The organism is Nocardia abscessus (assembly GCF_015477775.1).
Lineage (GTDB): Bacteria > Actinomycetota > Actinomycetes > Mycobacteriales > Mycobacteriaceae > Nocardia > Nocardia abscessus_A.
On the sequence record NZ_JADLQO010000004.1, the window covers coordinates 429100 to 446165 of the forward strand.

Below are 17066 nucleotides of genomic sequence, written 5' to 3' on the forward strand. Positions count from 1 at the left end.
GTGTCGCCTCACAATCCGAGGATCGTGGAGGCGATGATGGTGCGCTGCACCTCGCTGGAGCCTCCGTAGATGGTTGTCTTGCGGTAGTTCAGATAGGCGGGGCCGCTGCGCTGCGCCCAGCCGGGCGAGGCGATGTCGTCGGCCTCCACCGGGATGGCGTCCGGCCCCGCGATGTCCAGCAGCAGCTCGGTGGCCGCCTGCTGGAGTTCGGAACCGCGCAGCTTCAGCACCGAGGAGGCCGGATTCGGTTTGCCGTCCGAGGAGTTGGAGACCACCCGCAGCTGGGTGAGCTCCAGCGCGAGCAGCTCGTTCTCCAGTTCCGCGACCCGCGCCGCGAAGACCGGGTCCTCCAGCAGCGTGCCGTTGCCCGACTTGGTCTGCGCCGCGTACTGCTTCGCCACGCCGAGCTTGACCTTGGTGCGGCCGACGCCGGTGATGCCGGTGCGCTCGTTGCCGAGCAGGAACTTCGCGTAGGTCCAGCCCATGTTCTCCTCGCCGACCAGCTGGTCGGCCGGAACCCGGACGTTCTCGAAGAAGACCTCGTTCACCTCGTACCCGCCGTCGATCAGCTTGATCGGGCGGATGGTGACGCCGGGCGACTTCACGTCGAACAGCAGGAACGAGATGCCCGCCTGCTTCTTGGGCGCGCTGGGGTCGGTGCGCACCAGGCAGAAGATCCAGTCCGCGTACTGGGCCAGCGTGGTCCAGATCTTCTGGCCGTTGACGATGTAGGAATCACCGTCGCGGACCGCGGTGGTGCGCAGCGAGGCCAGGTCCGAGCCCGCGTCCGGCTCCGAGAAGCCCTGGCACCACCAGATGTCCAGCGCCGCGGTGGGCGGCAGGAAACGCTCCTTCAGCTCCTGCGAGCCGAAGTGGGCGATCACCGGGCCGACCATCTGCGCGTTGAACGTCAGCGGCTCCGGCACCGACGCGAGCTGCATCTCGTCCTGCCAGAGATGGCGCTGCATCGGCGTCCAATCCTTGCCGCCCCACTGCACGGGCCAGTTGGGCACCGCGAGGCCGTGGTCGTTGAGGATCTTGTGCGCGGTGACGATGTCGTCGCGGGACAGCTCGCGGCCGTTCCGGACGCGCTCGCGGATCTCGGCCGGGATCTCGGTCCGATAGAACTTGCGCAGTTCGTCGCGGAAGGCGACGTCGTCGGGGGACAAGGATAGTTTCATACGCATCTCCCTGCGTGTCTCGTACGTCCGAGTCAAACCTACCCCTCGGTAATCCTCCATTGTCGACTGGATCACAAGCGGCGGCACGGCTGGGCGATCAGCGTCCCCCGCTCCCCGGGACGGCAGCCGCCGCGAGCTGGTACGTTGCTGCACGTGGGTCGGGGACCCCGCAGGGTTCGGTATCCCCGCAGGGTTCGGTAGCGAGGAGAACGAGTGAACGGCAGGACCATCGCACGCGCCGCCGCGGCGGCGGCATCCCTCGGCATCGGCGCGGTTCTCACCTTCTCCGCACCCGCCACCGCCGAGCGGACCCAGGCTCCGGTGGACGCCGCCCTGACCCATCTGACCGACCTCGCCGGCGCCGACGCCTCCGCACGGGAGGGCGTCGCCGCGCTCACGCGGTACGCCGCCTTGGTCGACGCCGCGAACCTGCGCGATGTCTCCAGCGTGTTCACCCCGTTCTCCTATGCCGCGCCCACATTCGGCTGTGGCAGCAACGGGCCGATCACCACGATCATCGCGGCCGCGACGACCGACGGCGGCGGTACCGGCCGTGACCTGAACGTCGCGCCCGGCGAGCTGCGCTTCAGCGCGACGCCCTCGCACTCCGGCGCGCCGCTGGCCTCCGGGCTCGTCGTCGCGTGGGTGAACGTCAACACCGGCGCCAGCGGCATCGACCCGCTCGACGACGTGACCGAGTACCGTCTGCCGTCGTTGTCCAAGACGGTCAAGAGCGGGCCCGGCACGGTCCTCGCCTCGATGTGGGGCATCATCGACTATCCGTTCGCCCACTGCGTGATGACGCCCACCGTTGGGTTGTTCACCGTTCCGGACTTCCCCGCTCCCGCACCGGCGGCTCCCGCTCCCGCCCAGCCCGCCCCGAGCGGCTCCGGCGGCGAAGCCACCCCGTAGCGGCACAGCGGCACAGCGGCACAGCGGCACCGGCAGGTTCGCAACCCGGCCCGTTTCGTAGTCGAGCCCGCATCGCGACCCCGGCGTTCGACGCCACCGCGCCCGGAAGACTTCGGACTGTCTCAGAGGGCCAGCTCGCTGCGGATCGCCTCCGCCATCCGGGCAGCCGTCCCGTCGCTCGGCACAACCGTGAGATCAGGGGTTCGTGGGCGTTCGTACGGAGAATCGATGCCCGTGAAATCTCGCAACTCTCCTCGCCGTGCGGCACGGTAGAGACCCTTCGGGTCCCGTGTCTCGCATACGGGAAGTGGAGTGTCGACGAACACCTCGTAGAAGGCGGCTCCGATGGCGTCATGGGCTAACCGCGCACCATGACGACCAGCTTCGAACGGACTGATGAGGGCTACGAGGACCACGTGTCCGGCATCGGCGAACAACGCCGCCACCTCGCCCGCGCGTCGCACGCTTTCGCGGCGATCCGCATCGGTGAACCCGAGGTCCGAGTTCAGACCGGATCGCAGAATATCTCCGTCGAGCAGATAAGCGGCACGACCTGCCCGCGTCAAGCTATCGCGCAACTCCGAGGCAATCGTCGTCTTGCCTGCTCCGGACAAGCCGGTGAACCACACCGTCGCTCCCCGTACCGGCCGCTCGTCCACCGTGCGAAGTGGCGGCATCACGCACCCCGGTGACGACCGGGCCTGCGCGTTGTCCTTCATCGCGACCCCGCGCATCCGACCCGAGCACCATTCACGACGATCTCCTTCAGCCCGCCTGAGGCGGTGTTTCGCTTTTCTCCGCCACGGCCGTGGGATTCTCGGCGATCGAGGCCGGAAATAGGCGGGATATGCTCTTCCGATAGACGACGCTCGCCGCGACGAACACTGCTCCGAGCACCAGCCAGCCGACTGAGCCGAAACGAGCGACGATCGCGCTGAACATCGGTGGCCCGACAACCTGCTGGACGGACATTCCCAGCGAGAATGTCGCGATGTACTCGGAGCGACGTCCCTCTGGCGCCAGATCGTGCGATATGACCCATGCCGACGACGTTTGGTAGATCTCTCCTATGGTCAGAGTGCTGATCACCGTGAACAACACCACCGCGCCGAGTATCGGACCGTGAACCTCGGCCATCAATGCCATCAGCAGGCAGGCGGTTCCCAAGGCGATACCGGCTCGGACCACCGCCGAACGAGCGGAATGCACCGAGTTGATCCCTTTGCCGAGCGGAACCTGCAGAAGCACCACCAACAGCGCCCCGATCGTGACGATCATGGGGATGAACGCGCTGGGCACATCGGTGCGAGCTGTCGTCCACAAGGGCAGCGCGATGATCATCATCGTGGCGTGCAGCCCTAGCATGCCGTTGGCCAGGCCGAGCGCGAGATATCGGACGTTTCGGACGGCGGGCAATCCGCGAGCCCGTATTTCCAGCGGCGACTTCTCCATCGAACGCAGCCGGTAGACGAGGGCGCCACAGATCAGATAAGACGTGGCATTGCCCAAGAGCATGATCAAGTAGCCGGTGGTTCCCGCCGCCGCGAGCCCGAGTCCGGCGAGGGCCGAGCCCACCATGACTCCGCCGTTTCGAGTGGCGCGCATCGTCGCCAGAACTGTGGAGCGCTCGATGCCGGTGACGACCATGCCCGCCACCGCTTGGTTCACCGGCGGAACGGCCCGCATGAGCACTGTCGCCACGGAAACGGCCACGACGAAGGTGAGAACTCCCTCGATGAGCAGGTAGGCGCAGTACACGAAAGCCAACGCGCAGTTGAGTGCCGCCAGCGTGCGCACCGCCCCGAATCGGTCGGCCAACCCGGCCAGAGGGACACTCGCGAAGATTCCCGCTACCGCCGCGATCCCGAGCCCGCCACCCACGACCGTGATCGGTATGTCCAGATATGTGGTGTAGAACAACACCGCGCCGGCCAGAAACAATCCGGTGCCGGTCGAATTCACCAGCGCGGCTAGCACGAGAATTCGCGCGGAGCCGTTCAGCGACAGCAATGTCTTCATTTCACGCACCCGCCGGCGCGGTCACCTTCCGGAGTCATCGCGCGAAAGCCGGGGCATGCTCGCCACACTGCTCGGATCGGCGTGATCGAGGAAGAGAACGCCGTCGAGGTGATCGACTTGATGGGCGACCACCCGAGCCGCGCGTCCGAACAACTCCCAGTCGACGGGTTCCCCGGAGCTCGTGGTCGCTCGATAGCGTATCCGCGACGGGCGGGCGACCAGGCCCGTCGTTCGCGGGATGCTGACGCACGTCTCGTAATCCTCGGCCATTTCCCCGGCCAGCGGGGTGATTTCCGGATCGAAGTGCACTACCGCTCCGGATGCCACGCCGGACAGACGGCGAACCTGACACATGCCGTCGACGTCCAGCGCGATCATCCGCACCGCAGTACCGATCACCGGTGCGGCCATGCCCGACCGCTGGTACCGCGTCAGCGCGGTGGTCAGCCCGGCGGCGACGGCGGCGAGATCGATGGCGTCGGATCCCGGATCGCGCACCGACGTAGCCGGGACACGAAGACCGGGCTCATCGAGACGTATTATTCGAACGTCCTGCGGCATCCTTCACCTCACTTCCGTGAGGTGACGTGCCAAATTCTGCTGGTTGACGAACAGGTCGAAGCGTAGCGATTTCCCGCCCTCGGTCAGCAACTCTTCGAGTTCGACTCGGCGCACCGTGACCTCCGACAGGTTCATCGCGGCGATGATTCGACCCGTATCGAAATCGACAGTCGGCTCCTCGGGCACGAGCAACACTTCGACCTTCCCTGGTTCGGTCTGTTTGACCTGCCAGCGGTGCAATGGAAGCGATTCGAGATAGAGCTGTATGGGCTTGACGTTCATCGGAGCACCGTTTTTGTCGGCGATGAAGCCACGTTGCCTGCCTTCCAGACCGCGCAATCGTTGCAGTGCCCGTCCGCACGTACACGATCGGCCGAGTAGCTCGGCCCGGTCTTCCGGCCGGTATTTGACCATCAGCATGGTGGAGTTGATCAGATTGGTCAGGAGCAACGCACCGTCGGAGTCGAGACCGATGTGCACTCGCTCCTCGTTGACGTGATATGTCGCCGCTTCCGCTGGACACTCCCAAGCTACTTGCCCGAACTCCTGTAATCCGAAGATATCCCGGTGCGGCGCATCGAAAGAGGCGGTGAGAGCTCTGCGCGTTTGCGTGTCCACCGTGTCGCCATGGGTCAGCAACAATGTGGGATTCGGTATCGCCAGCTCACCCGCCGTGGTCATGCGAGCGAGCACCAGGACTTCCATCGGCTGCCCCCACACGACATCCGGCTTGAAGTCCGCGACGAGTCGCTCGACGTAGCGCGCGTTGGCAGTGGTGACCTTGGAGATGTTGACCCGCAGGCGCGTCCAGGTCGCGGCGTCACCACTGAAGTGCACCAAATCGTGCCGCGGGTCACAGGTGACGCGCAGAGTACGAAAGCCCGGAGCGAGACCGTAGGCGTGAAAGACGCGCATGGGCATGGCCACGCCGTTGATCAGATGCGATTCCCCGTGTTCGATGACGACAGGCTCGCCGGTAGTGCCGGAGGTCCGAGCACGCAACACATCGACCGGGTCGAGCAATCCGGTACGCAACTCGTGCGGCCGCCGGATCAGATCAGCCTTCCGTAGGACGGGGAGGCGATCGATGACGCTTCGCGGATCGTCGCCCCCGGCGGTTCCCGCCATCGCGGCCCGTTGCTCTGCCGTTCCGTACTCGGCGACCAACGCGAGCAGTTCCCGCAGGCGCGCCGCGGACAGGGCCGTGAGCCGATCGAGATCCCACTCGGTGTGCCGGTATACCGTGTCGTACATCCGCCAACCATCGGCGACCGCGGCATACGTGCGAAGTGTTTGATTGTGCCAATAGCGGGGACGATCCGCTGACGCGTCGGTGACTGCCGCATCTGATCCCATGAGCCGAACCTTCCGAATAATGGGTGACGTTGGGGGCGCGTCCACGCCCCCAACGCCCTTCACACTCCTGAACTAAAATCAGGCAGTGGCTTCCTCGGTCACGATGTCCATGCTTGTCACCTCCCCTCGTATCGAACGTCGGCGATCTGTAGCAGGCGAGCCTGCTGCAAGAGCGCCGAATCGTATTGCTCGTGCCGCTGAGCCAGCAGCACGAGATCTGCCGTCGCGATCGCGGATCGCACGTCTGGTTCGACGTGCAAGACCACATCGTCGACGACAAGTTCTGAAAGGAACGGGTCGTGAATCGAGACGACCGCTCCGGCCCCGGCCAGCGCACGCACGAGACCGACCGCGGGAGTGTTCCGGCCGTCGGCCACGTTCGGCTTGTAGGTGAGACCGAGAACGAGGACCCGTGCGCCGGACAACCCCGCGCCGCGCCCTGCCAGCAGCCGAGCGGTCCGCTCGGCCACGTGTCGCGGACGGTCGTCGTTGATCTCTTGTGCGCGCTCCACCAAAGTCATCGGCGAGCCGACTTCACGCGCGGCGACCGCCAAATACATCGGGTCGACCGGAATGCAGTGACCACCGACCCCCGCCCCCGGATAGAAGGCATGGAAACCGAACGGCTTGGTCGCCGCGGCCGCGATAGCGGCGCCCGCGTCTATTCCAGCCGCGGCACAATAGGCCGCGAACTCGTGCACCAGAGCGAGATTGACCTGGCGATAGGTGTTCTCGAGGATTTTCGACGCTTCGGCTTCCTCGAGGCCCGGCGCCACGTGGATCTCGGTTACCACGCGTCCATAGAGGCCGACCGCCGCACGAGCACACTCGGCCGTCAAACCCCCGATCACCCTTGGCGTGTTCGTTGTGGTGTAGCTCTGGTTTCCGGGGTCGATGCGCTCGGGCGCGAAGGCGAGGTGGAAATCTCGCCCGGCCAGCAATCCGCTTCGCTCCAGCAACGGGCGTACCACACCGTCGGTGGCGCCAGGGTAGACCGTGGATTCCACCACGACCAGCTGCCCCGGCTGCAGATTCTCGGCGATGGTCGTGGCCGCCGAGATCAGCGGCACCAGATCGGGCCTGTGGTCAGATCCGAGTGGGGTCGGTACGCAGATCAGCACCGCGTCACAGGAGCGCAGATCCGTGAAATCCGATGTCACGCCGAACAGCTCGCTCGTACGGGAAATCCGCTCGTCCGTGACGATGTCCACGGGACTGCGGCCGGAACGGAGTAGTGCGCACACCGCCGGATCGGTATCGATACCGCACACCGGATGACCGGCCTCCGCGAAGGCCAGCGCTTGAGGCAAGCCCACGTAGCCGAGCCCGATTATGCCGATCTTGGTGGATATGGCCGTAGCTCGTGCGGGCCCTGTTCCTGGCGTAGTCCGACGGGCAGCTGCGAGCATGCGCGTGTTCATCGGTTCACCACCACGGCATCGATATCCGGACAATCCGGAATTCGACTTCGCTCCGGCGCTGATCCCGGCGAAGGCACGCGGCCCGTCGAGCGCGAACTTCCCTGCCGCACGCCCATCCGCCCGGCGGCGTGCACAACGCCCAACACTCGGTTGAATCCGCGCACCGCGGGTGAGTCACCGAGTCCGCTCGCGCGCACGAACTGAATCGCCGACGGAATCGTCAGCGCCTGCCCGTGGTCGCGGCCGCTGGACCACGAGTCCAGAATCGCGCGTCGCATCCCTTTGCCGTTTCGGTGGGCGATCACCAGCTCGGGTTCGAACCGCACGGGTCTGTCGTTGCCGGCGAGCGCTTCGGCAAGGCTGTTGTCTCCTCCCACACCGCTGCGTGAGAACCCACCCACGGATTCGAACGCCGACGCCAGAACCGCGCTGTTGCCACCGGCGAAGAAGCCGACGGGATCTCCGGCGGACAACGATCGGTATCGATCGTCGTAGCGCGCTTGCCTGGCCGAGGAGACCAACCCCGTGTCGAACCGCAACACTCGGCCGGTGATCGCCGGCCGCTGCTCGGTAACCGAGCCGGCCACCGTGAGCCAGTCTCCGCGTGGAACAGCATCGTCGTCCAGGAATGCCAGGACATCACCGGAGGCGGCGGAGACAGCGCGTGCCCTACTACTGCCCGCGCCCATCCGTTCGCGGTTGTACAGCACGACTTCGGGCAGATCGCTCGCATGGACAGGCGACAATGCGTCCGGCCGCGTCGATGCGTCGTCGATGACAACGACTTCGTGCAGCACCGTGCCCGGTGTCGACGCGAGGCGCTGCGCGCACTCCGTCAGCCCCGCCAGACAGCGCCGCAGATCATCTGGCCGATTCCGGGTCGGAATAATCACTGAGATACGTACCACTGCCGTTTCCATTCTCGAACCAAGGCAGGCCAGGAGTCGGGATCGTGAGCCGGCAAGTAGGTCCGCCGAATCCGATGCGGCGCCGCGTCCCAAGGAGCGGGCTCGGCTTTGATCGTGCTGAAGCCGAGGACATCGGACCCGAGTACCGTGCCCGTCGGTACCAGGCCGTATGGATACGCGAACAGCGCTGTCGGCTGTCCGGTGCGCTCGGCCACCGCCGACAGTGAGCCGAGGATCTCCTGCCGGACACTGCTCGCATCCAGTTCGGTGAGCTTCGGATGGGTGCGGGTATGCGCAGCCAGGAGATGCCCCGCCGCACGCATCGCCATAGCCTGCCGCCAGCTCATGAATTCGCCGCTCGAGCCGGACGGATCATCGATCGTCAGTTCGTCGGTGATGCAGAACAGCGCGATACGTACGCCGAATTCGGCCAGGATCGGTGCGGCGTTCTCCCAGTTGTCCCGGTAACCGTCGTCGAATGTGATCAGGACTGACGGCCGGTCGGGCGGGACGAACCCGGCCCGCACCGTTCCCGGGTCGAGCGCCGGACCGAACTCCGACAGGATCAGATCCAACCCACGACGAAAAGCCCCGGGCGTCAGAGACGTGTAATGCGTCATGCCGGAACGCACGTGGTGGAAGTACAACACCAACGGCCATCCCGAAGCCGAACCGACCCGCGGGTCGGCGTACTTCACCGTCATCGCCGTGCCCAGCCCAGTTCGTCGAGGACCGCTGTCGGGACCGGGACACCCGCGGAGTGCGCCAGTTCGGTGTGCCGGTGCTCTGCTTGGTCCGGAAACCAGGGCTCGGTGGGTGGCGAGCCGTAACCATCGAGTACGGCCTGGCGGAGCAGCTGTACCAGTGCGGGGACGGCCTGCCGCTCACCGGTGGCGCCGAAACGCCCCACCGCGAAGCCGACGAACATCTGGGAACACCGCATGACGGCGCCGGGCTGCTTGCGCTGTTTGCTGACCTGCGGACTCACCAGACCACCGGCCAGTGCTCCGGCGAGAATCTCCACGAGCAGGGTCACGCACAAGCCCTTGTATCCGCCGAACAGCGGGATCGAGCCACCCGCGTCCATCTGCGCCGGATCCCGCGTTGGCCGACCCCCCGGGTCTTGCAGCCACCCTTCAGCGACGGGAGCACCACGATTGAGTGCGTCCCGGATCTTGCCCGCAGCTACGACTCCGGTCGCGAGATCGATGCAGAACGGTTCGCCGCCGACCGGTCCCGGGGTGATCAGGCACAGCGCGTTGCTGCCCAGAGTGGCACGTTGCGCGCCAGGGGCCGCGACCGCGGGCCCGGAGATATTCAGCAGCAGACCGACAACTTGGCGTTCTTGGAACGAATCCCGGTACGCCGCCAGCATTCCGACGTGGTTGTTGTTGTGGACGGCGACTGCCGCCACCCCCTGCTCAGCAGCGCGGTCGGCACACAGGCGGGCCGCCGACTCCGCCGCGACCTGCCCTGGGCCACCGCAAGCGTCGATCGAGATCACCGCAGGCGCGGTCTGCGTGACCACCGGCTCCGCCTGCGGCGAAATCCCACCGGCCGCGATCCGACGCAGATATGTCGGCAGAAGACCGACACCGTGCGAGGCATGTCCGCGAATGTCGGCATCCACCAGAACGCGGGCCACAGTTCGCGCCGGACGTGCGGGAAGGCCCGCTCGTACCAACTCGTTCTCGACACGGGAGCGCAGTTCATCGGCCGCCACCATGGTTATCGCGGAAGGCTTCGGCACAGTTGCCGGAACGAACTCGCCGCCGTGCAAACCGAAGACCCGCAATCCGTTCCTGGCCACCGCGGGAGCCCCGGTCAGCAGCACAACCGCACGGTTGGCCGATTCATCCCGACCATACGACTCGATATCCGGCTCCTGCGTGTCTCCGATATCGAGGACGACGACGTCCGCGTCGCTTCGCACCAATCCGTATCGAGGGGGCGTACGACCGCTGAGCAATTGAGCTAGAGCATGTCGCTGCGTGGGACTCAAACCACCCAGCATCGCCACTTCGGATGGTTCTACCACGAGCGTTGCGCCGCGCAGTAGCAGCTGCTCATTCCCCTCATTTTCGGAAACATGAACGACATCGCGTAATTCGAGCACCAGCAGACTCCCCTTCTGCTATATGAAAACCCCCGACCGGATCGGTAGTCATGATTCGAGAATCTCCCCGCGACCGATCCCTTGCGACTTTCCGGTCTTTCGACCCGGTAATCGCTACCGAATAAATTCTCCACCGTTACGGAGACATTTGTCAACTACCCTGTCGTGTGCCATTTTACGACACCCCATCATGCAGCGGAGACATGAATTCGAGCCGATTGCCCACACAGTCGAACGCATAGAATCGGCGAAATCCCGGGAACTCCTCGTCCCAAGATGTTTCGATGCCCGCTTCGGTCAACCTCCGGGCCAGCTCGTCGAGACGTCCGACGAGAATGCCCGGATGAGCCTTGCGCGCGGGACGGAAGTCCTGTTCGACACCGAGGTGGATCTCGAGTCCGTCGCCACGAACCCACAGGCCACCTCGCGCCGCGAGCACAGGAGGTTTCCGCACCTCCCGCAACCCGAGCACCTCGACGTAGAACCGCCGGCATTCCGGCTCACTACCTGGCGGTATCGCCAACTGGACGTGGTGCAGACCGAGGTGGAACTCGGTCGCTGTCGCCGCGGAGTCGTACGGGAGAACTGACATGCGTCCAGCCTTTCGTGTCACAATGCTTGCCCGAGCAGCCGGGTCCACGTGTCGCGCACCGGAGCGGGTAGCGCGACGTCGGTCGGTGCCGCAGATTCGGTGAGCTGCTCCCGGTACGGAGTCAGATCGATATCGAGCCGCGAACCGAGTCGGGACAGTCCACGTCCCGCGCAGAGCTGACTGTATTCGACGACCGTGCACAGCCGCTGGTCCGCGGTACGCGGATGTGCCAGCCAGGGCTCATGCCATGCCACCCACTTCGCCAAGGCCGCTTCCCGGTCCGGTGGCCGCCACGGACGATCCCCGGACCATCGCAGGGTCGACCGAGTCACCGCTTCCGGATCCCGAATCAGGAGTACCCACTGCGCTTCCGGCAGGCTCTCCGCGAGCGAATCGAGTTCGAGCAGGTACTCGTTGTATTTCTCACCGAACCGGGTGGCGCCGGCATACGCTCCGTCGAGCACGTCGCGGCGCAGTTGCACCGGATCGGTGACCTCTCCGGCGCTCACGGCTTCGGCGGCAGCGCGCAGAACGGTTTCCGTTGTCGCCAGCCATCTTTCGCTGTGCGTTCCGAACGGCCGCTTGCGCCGCAACGCCCAGATCATCTCATCGACACGAAGATGACGCGCTGTCAGATCCGGCGCTGTCACCCACCGGTGCAGGATGTACGGCAACTTACCGTTGATCGTGAATATGCCACCGACCTCGTCGAAAGCGACATCCAGCACCGAAGCGAGTGCCGTGGTGCCGGACCGCTGGGCGCCGAGCAGGATCACAGGAGGCTTATCGCTCATGATCGAGGCTCGCCTTCGGGATCTCATCGAGCATCGTTCGAAGAATGCCGAGGCATTCGGCGCTCGCTGCCCGCCCGCCGCGGGAAAAATCGTCTCCCCACGGAGTGTCGCGTTCTTGCGCGGACAGCACACGGCCGATACGCCAATGGGTCTCCAAACTCAGGTACCCCCCATAACCGTCTTCCGCGAGCCGATGCAAGATCGCGGGCCAGGGCAGATCGCCCGATCCGATCCGCACATAGCCGGTTCTGCCGGCCGGATCCTTCACGTGCACATGACGAATCAGTGTTCTGCCTGCGTCGTAGTCATCCGGGAATGGCGCAGGGTCCCACCCACTGAACACCGAGTTTCCCGGATCCCACAGAATTCCGAGACCAGGAAAACCCAACGCCTCGAGGAACTCGAGCACGTGGCGCATGGTCGGCGTGTTCGTTCGAGTCCCCGTCTCGACGACAAGCGGTATATCGGAGCGCACCTCGGACAGCACACGTGCGGCGGCGCGCGCGGCCCCGATCGGATCGGGCTCGCCGTCTCTCCAGAAGGAGAATATCCGCACATGCGGCGCGCCGAGGACCGCAGCCTGCTCAGTGAACTTGTTCAATTCATCGGCGACCACGGCGTAATCATCGTCGGTGACCGGGATGGGACATTTGAACGCAGGTGGGGCGTACCCTGCCACCGTCAGTCCTCTGGCAGCGAGTACATCCCTGATCCGCCGTAGCTCGGGCCGGGTGAGCAGACCCGGCGCACGGTCGGCCACCGACCGGATCTCGACTCCTACCGCTCCTGAGGCGGCTGCCACCTCGGCGACTACCTCGATGTCCTGCGCTACTTCATCACCGATCACCGCGAGCTTCATCGACACACCTCCGCGCGCAACTGCTCGACGACGGCCAAGTCCTCACGGGGTGTACCCGCACGGGATTCCACAGTTATCGCACGCACCGGCGCACCGTCAGCCACTATCTGCCTGACCTGATCCAGGTCGGACGACTCCAGCGGGCGATGCCGCCACCCGTTCTCGGGCGGCTCGAAACCCTTCACCTGCACGGCCCGGACATGCGGGGCCAGTTCGCGCAGCTGGGTCCGGCTCGCGCCGCCGATCCGCGCCAGTCCCAGCGTGTCGAGCACCACACCGATTCCGGTGTGTTCGGCCAACTCGGTCAACCGCACCACATCGGGCCCGCCCTCGTGCGTCTCGACCAGTAGCTCGATCCCCCGCTCCGCTGCCGCGGCACACTGCGCGGCGACCAGGGCCGGATCAGGTTCCGCTACGCAGAACACTTTGATCGGCACGGCGATCACCGGATGGATCGACTCCCAGCGCAGCTCGCGCTCACCGAGCCGTAGTCCCAGCCCCAGGAAATAGATGGACAGCCCCGCGGCGAGTACCGCGGCGACGCCCTCGCCGATGCCGTCGCGTTCCCAGCCGTGCCCCTTGCCCGCTCGCAGATCGACGCCCGCACCTCCGGCAGCAGAGGTCGATGCCGCGAATTCCGCTGCCGAACTCTCGGGCATGGTGCCGGAACTCAGTCCGGTACCCAACCCTTCGCAGCGCGATCGTCCGCCAACGCTGGATTCGGTCTTCACCATGCGCTGTCGACACCCGTCGCGATCGCGGCGGCGCCGGACAGGCGAGCCAGCGCGTCGGTGACGAACCTACTGCGCGACAACGCGATAACTCCGAGATCGCTACCGTCCCGGACAGCTACCGACAAGCGACGGTAGACCTCGGCTCGCAGTTCCACCGCCGGACGCGCAGCCCGGGTGATCGCCGATCCGTCGAATTCGCCGGTACAGGCGCCGTCCCGAATCTCCACGCGGTCGTTCGAGCCGAAGATGGCAAGGTGCTCGCACCGATGTTTGGAGCGGCTGGTGACGGTGACATTCAAAACCGCTCCGGAGACGAAACGGATATGACCGACCAATTCGCTGTCGACACCGGGTGCCGCCTCGACCCGGGACAGCACTTCGGCGTCAGCTATCGGCCCCAGGATTTGGCATGCCAGATCCAAATAGTGGACACCGAGGTGAGCTGTGACGCCACCTATCGCCACAGCCGCATGCGATCGCCATCCCAGCTCGTAGTAGGTGTCGACCCGCGGTCGTGAAACGACGAGACTCCCTATCGCACCCGCGAAACGGTCCGCCAGCACTGATGGATCGACAGCGGTGAGTTGGTCCGGCAAGCAGAATCGATGCTGGAACATGACAGCCGCGAACCGTTCGGCGGCTCGCGCCGTCGCGGTGAGACCGTCCAACTCGGAAACGTCCTGCGCCGGCGGCTTCTCGACCACGACGTGCTTACCGGATCGCAGCGCGCGAGTCACCAGTTCAGCTCTGCCACCGGGCGGCAGGCAAAACGCCACGACATCTGTCGCATCGTCTCGAAGAACCTCGGTGAAATCGCGAATGGGAATCGAAGCTCGTCGCGCTACCTCCGCGTCCGGCTCGACACCCGCGACAACTGAGCACTCCGGGCAATTCTCGATGGCAGCGATATGTCCCTGCCCGGCATTACCCAAACCGACCACCGCGACGCCGACGCGCCGGGTCGCCGATACCCCCCCGTAATGCAACCTACCCTCCCTGTTACAAGCTTTACTCCGGCGGAGCTCGACGCCATCCAACGACCGTGTCATCGAAATGGGTTGTTGCTCAGCCTTCCCCGCCGCTAGGTTATGGCAACCACTTCGATTGCACAAGCATCGTTCTCGCTGCCGTCGGTAGCGAGCACGAAAGCGCGGACCGGCATGCGGTCGACCGATCGTGGCGCCACTCGCCGGCCTCCGAGTGGCACCGTGCCGGATGAAGCCGCCGGGCCTCAATCCAGGGCGGCGAAGAACGCGCGGATGTCGGCGACGTGCGCGTCCGGGCATTCCATCGCGACGAAGTGATTGCCGGTGTTGCCTCGCGGCCAGTGCACGATGGTGTTGTCCCGTTCGGCGAGCCGCCGCATCAGCGCGGAGCCGCCGCCGTAGGTGCCGGTCGGCACCGCTTTCTGCCCCTTCGGCCAGACGAATCCGCCGTCCCCGAGGCCGTTGTACATCGGCCAGGACGACGAGGCCACGGTGTCGGTGAACCAGTAGACGCTGATGTTGGTCAGCAGATGATCGCGGCTGATCACATCCTCGACCCGATCGGCGAGCGGGGCGAACTCGGTGAACTTCTGCATCAGCCAGGCGAGCAGACCCACCGGCGAATCGGTCCACGCGTGGGCGAAGGTCTGCGGGGCGTGGCGCAGCAGGACGTGGTGGTCCACCCCGCCGGTCATCCACTGCTGCATGAGATCCCACTCGGCGCGCTCGTCCGGCGTCATGGTGGGCACGTCCGCCTCGGTCGGCATCCCGATCCCACCGTCGAGGTGCACGCCGATCACCCGGTCCGGCGCGGCGATGGCGAGTTCGGGCGCGACGTAAGCGCCGAGGTCGCCGCCCTGCGCGCCGAAACGCCGGTAGCCCAGCCGATCCATCAGCGTCAGCCACATCCCGGCCACCTTGCCCGGCGTCATCCCGGGTTCGCGCGGGCCTTCGGAATACGCGAACCCGGGGACAGAGGGCACCACGACGTGGAACGCCTGCGCCGGATCGAGTCCGTGGGCGCGCGGATCGGCCAGCGGGCCGATGGTCTCGGTGAATTCGACGAACGAGTTCGGCCAGCCGTGGGTCAGCAGCAGCGGCGTCGCGTCCGGCTCCGGTGAGCGAACGTGCAGGAAGTGCACGTCGAGACCCTCGATACGCGAGGTGAACTGCGGGAACGCGTTGAGCGCCGCTTCCTGCGCCCGCCAGTCGAATCCGGTTCGCCAGTACTCGGCCAGTTCGCGCAGATAGTCGACCGGCACGCCGCGATCCCAGCCGGAGCCGGGCAGCTGCGCGGTCCAGCGGGTGCGGGCGAGCCGGTCGTGCAGGTCGTCCACGTCGGCCTGCGGGATCTCGATGCGGAACGGGCGGATGTCGGTCATCGGGCGGCTCCTTGCCGGTCGGTTCTGCGGTACGACGACGACGTTAGGAGGGATCTAGGACTGATCAGGTCCTAGATTTCGGGCATCCTCTCTCTCATGAACGACACCCCGGCCCGACTGCTTCGGCTGCTGTCGCTGCTCCAGACGCCGCGCGAATGGCCGGGCAGCGAGTTGGCCGAACGCCTCGGCGTCACCGACCGCACCGTGCGCCGCGACATCGACCGGCTGCGCGAACTCGGCTATCCGGTGACCGCGACGCTCGGCGCGACGGGCGGATACCGCCTGGTGGCGGGCACGGCCATGCCGCCGCTGCTGGTGGAGGACGACGAGGCCGTCGCCATCGCGGTCGGATTGCGCGCCGCGGCCGGGTCGGCGGTGGCCGGGATGGAAGAGGCGTCGGTCCGGGCGCTGGCCAAGTTGGAGCAGGTGTTGCCCGCGAAGCTGCGGCGCAGGGTGCGGGTGCTCGCCGCCGCGCTGACCCCGCCCTCCGGCGACGGCCTCGCTGTCGACGCCGAAGTCCTCGCGACACTGGCGGCGACCGTGACGAACCGGGAGCGGGTGCGTTTCGCCTACCGCGACGAAGCGGGCGCCGAAACGAGGCGCAATACCGAACCGGTGGGCCTGGTGTCCGCCCGCAGGCGCTGGTACCTGGTCGGTTACGACCTCGACCGCGCCGACTGGCGCGTCTACCGGGTCGACCGGATCGACCGTCCGCAGCCCACCGCCGCTCGGTTCACCCCGCGCCCGCTACCCGCCGCCGATGCCGCCGCCTACGTCGCGGGCCGCCGCACCGACTGGGGCGCACCGGTCTTCCGGCTGCACTCGACCATCCACACTTCCGCCGACCGAGTCGCGGGACGGCTGGGAGACGACCGGGGTGAGGTCGTCGCGATCGATGGGAGCACCTGCCGGATCGACGCCCTGCGCGACGACGCACCGGAATGGCTGGCCCACCGCCTACTCGGGCTGGGCGTGGACTTCGAGGTCCACGAGCCGCCGGAACTGATCGCACACCTGCGCGCGATCGCCGACCGTGCCGAGCGCGCGATCAGCCCGAATCCAGGCGACAGACCGCCGCGCCGTGCCGACGCCTAGACATCCGGCCCGGCGACCACATCGTTTCGCTCCGCCTCTCAGCGGGTGCGGCGTCGTTCTGCTCTGCGAGTTGCCCGTCGCAGTGCCATCGACCGCGGATGTCCGGATCTGTGGACAACCTGTCCTCGACGGGGCGCACCGGCGCGCAAA

17 protein-coding genes are annotated in these 17066 nt (G+C 66.2%); 2 read left to right on the plus strand and 15 right to left on the minus strand.

Annotated features, from left to right (window positions below; genetic code table 11):
- Window positions 1–8: 8 nt before the first annotated feature.
- Window positions 9–1181: an acyl-CoA dehydrogenase family protein gene (locus IU450_RS14955; protein ID WP_195150383.1), complete on the minus strand. Its 1173-nt coding sequence runs from the start codon at window positions 1179–1181 to the stop codon at window positions 9–11.
- Window positions 1182–1394: 213 nt separating this feature from the next.
- On the opposite strand from IU450_RS14955, the gene IU450_RS14960 reads away from it, so the two are divergent.
- Complete coding sequence (locus IU450_RS14960) at window positions 1395–2093, plus strand: hypothetical protein (RefSeq protein WP_195150384.1); 699 nt, start codon at window positions 1395–1397, stop codon at window positions 2091–2093.
- Between the two features lie 122 nt (window positions 2094–2215).
- On the opposite strand, the gene cysC is transcribed toward IU450_RS14960, so the two are convergent.
- From cysC to IU450_RS15030, 14 genes are all read right to left on the minus strand, one after another.
- Window positions 2216–2770, minus strand: a complete 555-nt coding sequence (gene cysC / locus IU450_RS14965; protein WP_416382872.1) for an adenylyl-sulfate kinase — start codon at window positions 2768–2770, stop codon at window positions 2216–2218.
- Between the two features lie 88 nt (window positions 2771–2858).
- Complete coding sequence (locus IU450_RS14970; RefSeq protein ID WP_195150386.1) at window positions 2859–4112, minus strand: MFS transporter; 1254 nt, start codon at window positions 4110–4112, stop codon at window positions 2859–2861.
- Between the two features lie 21 nt (window positions 4113–4133).
- Window positions 4134–4673 (minus strand): peptide deformylase, encoded by a 540-nt coding sequence (locus IU450_RS14975; RefSeq protein ID WP_195150387.1) that lies wholly within the window; start codon window positions 4671–4673, stop codon window positions 4134–4136.
- Between the two features lie 3 nt (window positions 4674–4676).
- Entirely contained in the window at window positions 4677–5696 is a 1020-nt protein-coding gene (locus IU450_RS14980) for a hypothetical protein (RefSeq protein WP_195150388.1), read from the minus strand.
- Between the two features lie 449 nt (window positions 5697–6145).
- Complete coding sequence (locus IU450_RS14985) at window positions 6146–7450, minus strand: nucleotide sugar dehydrogenase (protein ID WP_324197676.1); 1305 nt, start codon at window positions 7448–7450, stop codon at window positions 6146–6148.
- The gene (locus tag IU450_RS14990) at window positions 7447–8370 is read right to left on the minus strand and encodes a glycosyltransferase family 2 protein (RefSeq protein ID WP_195150389.1); all 924 of its coding nucleotides are present in this window, start codon (window positions 8368–8370) and stop codon (window positions 7447–7449) included. Before IU450_RS14990 ends, IU450_RS14985 begins: the two co-directional genes overlap by 4 nt.
- Window positions 8340–9062 (minus strand): polysaccharide deacetylase family protein, encoded by a 723-nt coding sequence (locus IU450_RS14995; RefSeq protein ID WP_195150390.1) that lies wholly within the window; start codon window positions 9060–9062, stop codon window positions 8340–8342. Before IU450_RS14995 ends, IU450_RS14990 begins: the two co-directional genes overlap by 31 nt.
- Complete coding sequence (locus IU450_RS15000) at window positions 9059–10291, minus strand: Ldh family oxidoreductase (protein WP_195150391.1); 1233 nt, start codon at window positions 10289–10291, stop codon at window positions 9059–9061. The genes IU450_RS14995 and IU450_RS15000 overlap by 4 nt, the downstream gene beginning before the upstream one ends.
- Before the next feature lie 358 nt (window positions 10292–10649).
- The gene (locus IU450_RS15005; protein ID WP_195150392.1) at window positions 10650–11066 is read right to left on the minus strand and encodes a glyoxalase; all 417 of its coding nucleotides are present in this window, start codon (window positions 11064–11066) and stop codon (window positions 10650–10652) included.
- Between the two features lie 17 nt (window positions 11067–11083).
- On the minus strand, window positions 11084–11860 hold the full coding sequence (locus IU450_RS15010) for a sulfotransferase (protein ID WP_195150393.1): 777 nt from the start codon (window positions 11858–11860) through the stop codon (window positions 11084–11086).
- Window positions 11850–12719: a sugar phosphate isomerase/epimerase family protein gene (locus tag IU450_RS15015; RefSeq protein WP_195150394.1), complete on the minus strand. Its 870-nt coding sequence runs from the start codon at window positions 12717–12719 to the stop codon at window positions 11850–11852. The genes IU450_RS15010 and IU450_RS15015 overlap by 11 nt, the downstream gene beginning before the upstream one ends.
- Window positions 12716–13378, minus strand: a complete 663-nt coding sequence (locus tag IU450_RS15020) for a hypothetical protein (protein ID WP_195150395.1) — start codon at window positions 13376–13378, stop codon at window positions 12716–12718. Before IU450_RS15020 ends, IU450_RS15015 begins: the two co-directional genes overlap by 4 nt.
- 68 nt (window positions 13379–13446) lie before the next feature.
- Window positions 13447–14739 (minus strand): Gfo/Idh/MocA family protein, encoded by a 1293-nt coding sequence (locus IU450_RS41310; RefSeq protein WP_416382869.1) that lies wholly within the window; start codon window positions 14737–14739, stop codon window positions 13447–13449.
- Window positions 14685–15821, minus strand: a complete 1137-nt coding sequence (locus IU450_RS15030; protein ID WP_195150397.1) for an epoxide hydrolase family protein — start codon at window positions 15819–15821, stop codon at window positions 14685–14687. Before IU450_RS15030 ends, IU450_RS41310 begins: the two co-directional genes overlap by 55 nt.
- Window positions 15822–15917: 96 nt before the next feature.
- On the opposite strand from IU450_RS15030, the gene IU450_RS15035 reads away from it, so the two are divergent.
- Window positions 15918–16916, plus strand: a complete 999-nt coding sequence (locus tag IU450_RS15035) for a helix-turn-helix transcriptional regulator (RefSeq protein ID WP_195150398.1) — start codon at window positions 15918–15920, stop codon at window positions 16914–16916.
- The last annotated feature ends 150 nt before the right edge of the window (window positions 16917–17066 follow it).

Coding starts and splice junctions, on each gene's coding strand:
- IU450_RS14985 (WP_324197676.1), bottom strand. CDS start 7,450: ATGAACACGCGCATGCTCGCAGCTGCCCGTCGGACTACGCCAGGAACA.
- IU450_RS14955 (WP_195150383.1), bottom strand. CDS start 1,181: ATGAAACTATCCTTGTCCCCCGACGACGTCGCCTTCCGCGACGAACTG.
- IU450_RS14995 (WP_195150390.1), bottom strand. CDS start 9,062: ATGACGGTGAAGTACGCCGACCCGCGGGTCGGTTCGGCTTCGGGATGG.
- IU450_RS14975 (WP_195150387.1), bottom strand. CDS start 4,673: ATGCCGCAGGACGTTCGAATAATACGTCTCGATGAGCCCGGTCTTCGT.
- IU450_RS14990 (WP_195150389.1), bottom strand. CDS start 8,370: ATGGAAACGGCAGTGGTACGTATCTCAGTGATTATTCCGACCCGGAAT.
- IU450_RS15030 (WP_195150397.1), bottom strand. CDS start 15,821: ATGACCGACATCCGCCCGTTCCGCATCGAGATCCCGCAGGCCGACGTG.
- cysC (WP_416382872.1), bottom strand. CDS start 2,770: ATGCCGCCACTTCGCACGGTGGACGAGCGGCCGGTACGGGGAGCGACG.
- IU450_RS15020 (WP_195150395.1), bottom strand. CDS start 13,378: ATGCCCGAGAGTTCGGCAGCGGAATTCGCGGCATCGACCTCTGCTGCC.
- IU450_RS41310 (WP_416382869.1), bottom strand. CDS start 14,739: ATGCCCGGACGCGCACGTCGCCGACATCCGCGCGTTCTTCGCCGCCCT.
- IU450_RS15005 (WP_195150392.1), bottom strand. CDS start 11,066: ATGTCAGTTCTCCCGTACGACTCCGCGGCGACAGCGACCGAGTTCCAC.
- IU450_RS15010 (WP_195150393.1), bottom strand. CDS start 11,860: ATGAGCGATAAGCCTCCTGTGATCCTGCTCGGCGCCCAGCGGTCCGGC.
- IU450_RS15035 (WP_195150398.1), top strand. CDS start 15,918: ATGAACGACACCCCGGCCCGACTGCTTCGGCTGCTGTCGCTGCTCCAG.
- IU450_RS14970 (WP_195150386.1), bottom strand. CDS start 4,112: ATGAAGACATTGCTGTCGCTGAACGGCTCCGCGCGAATTCTCGTGCTA.
- IU450_RS15015 (WP_195150394.1), bottom strand. CDS start 12,719: ATGAAGCTCGCGGTGATCGGTGATGAAGTAGCGCAGGACATCGAGGTA.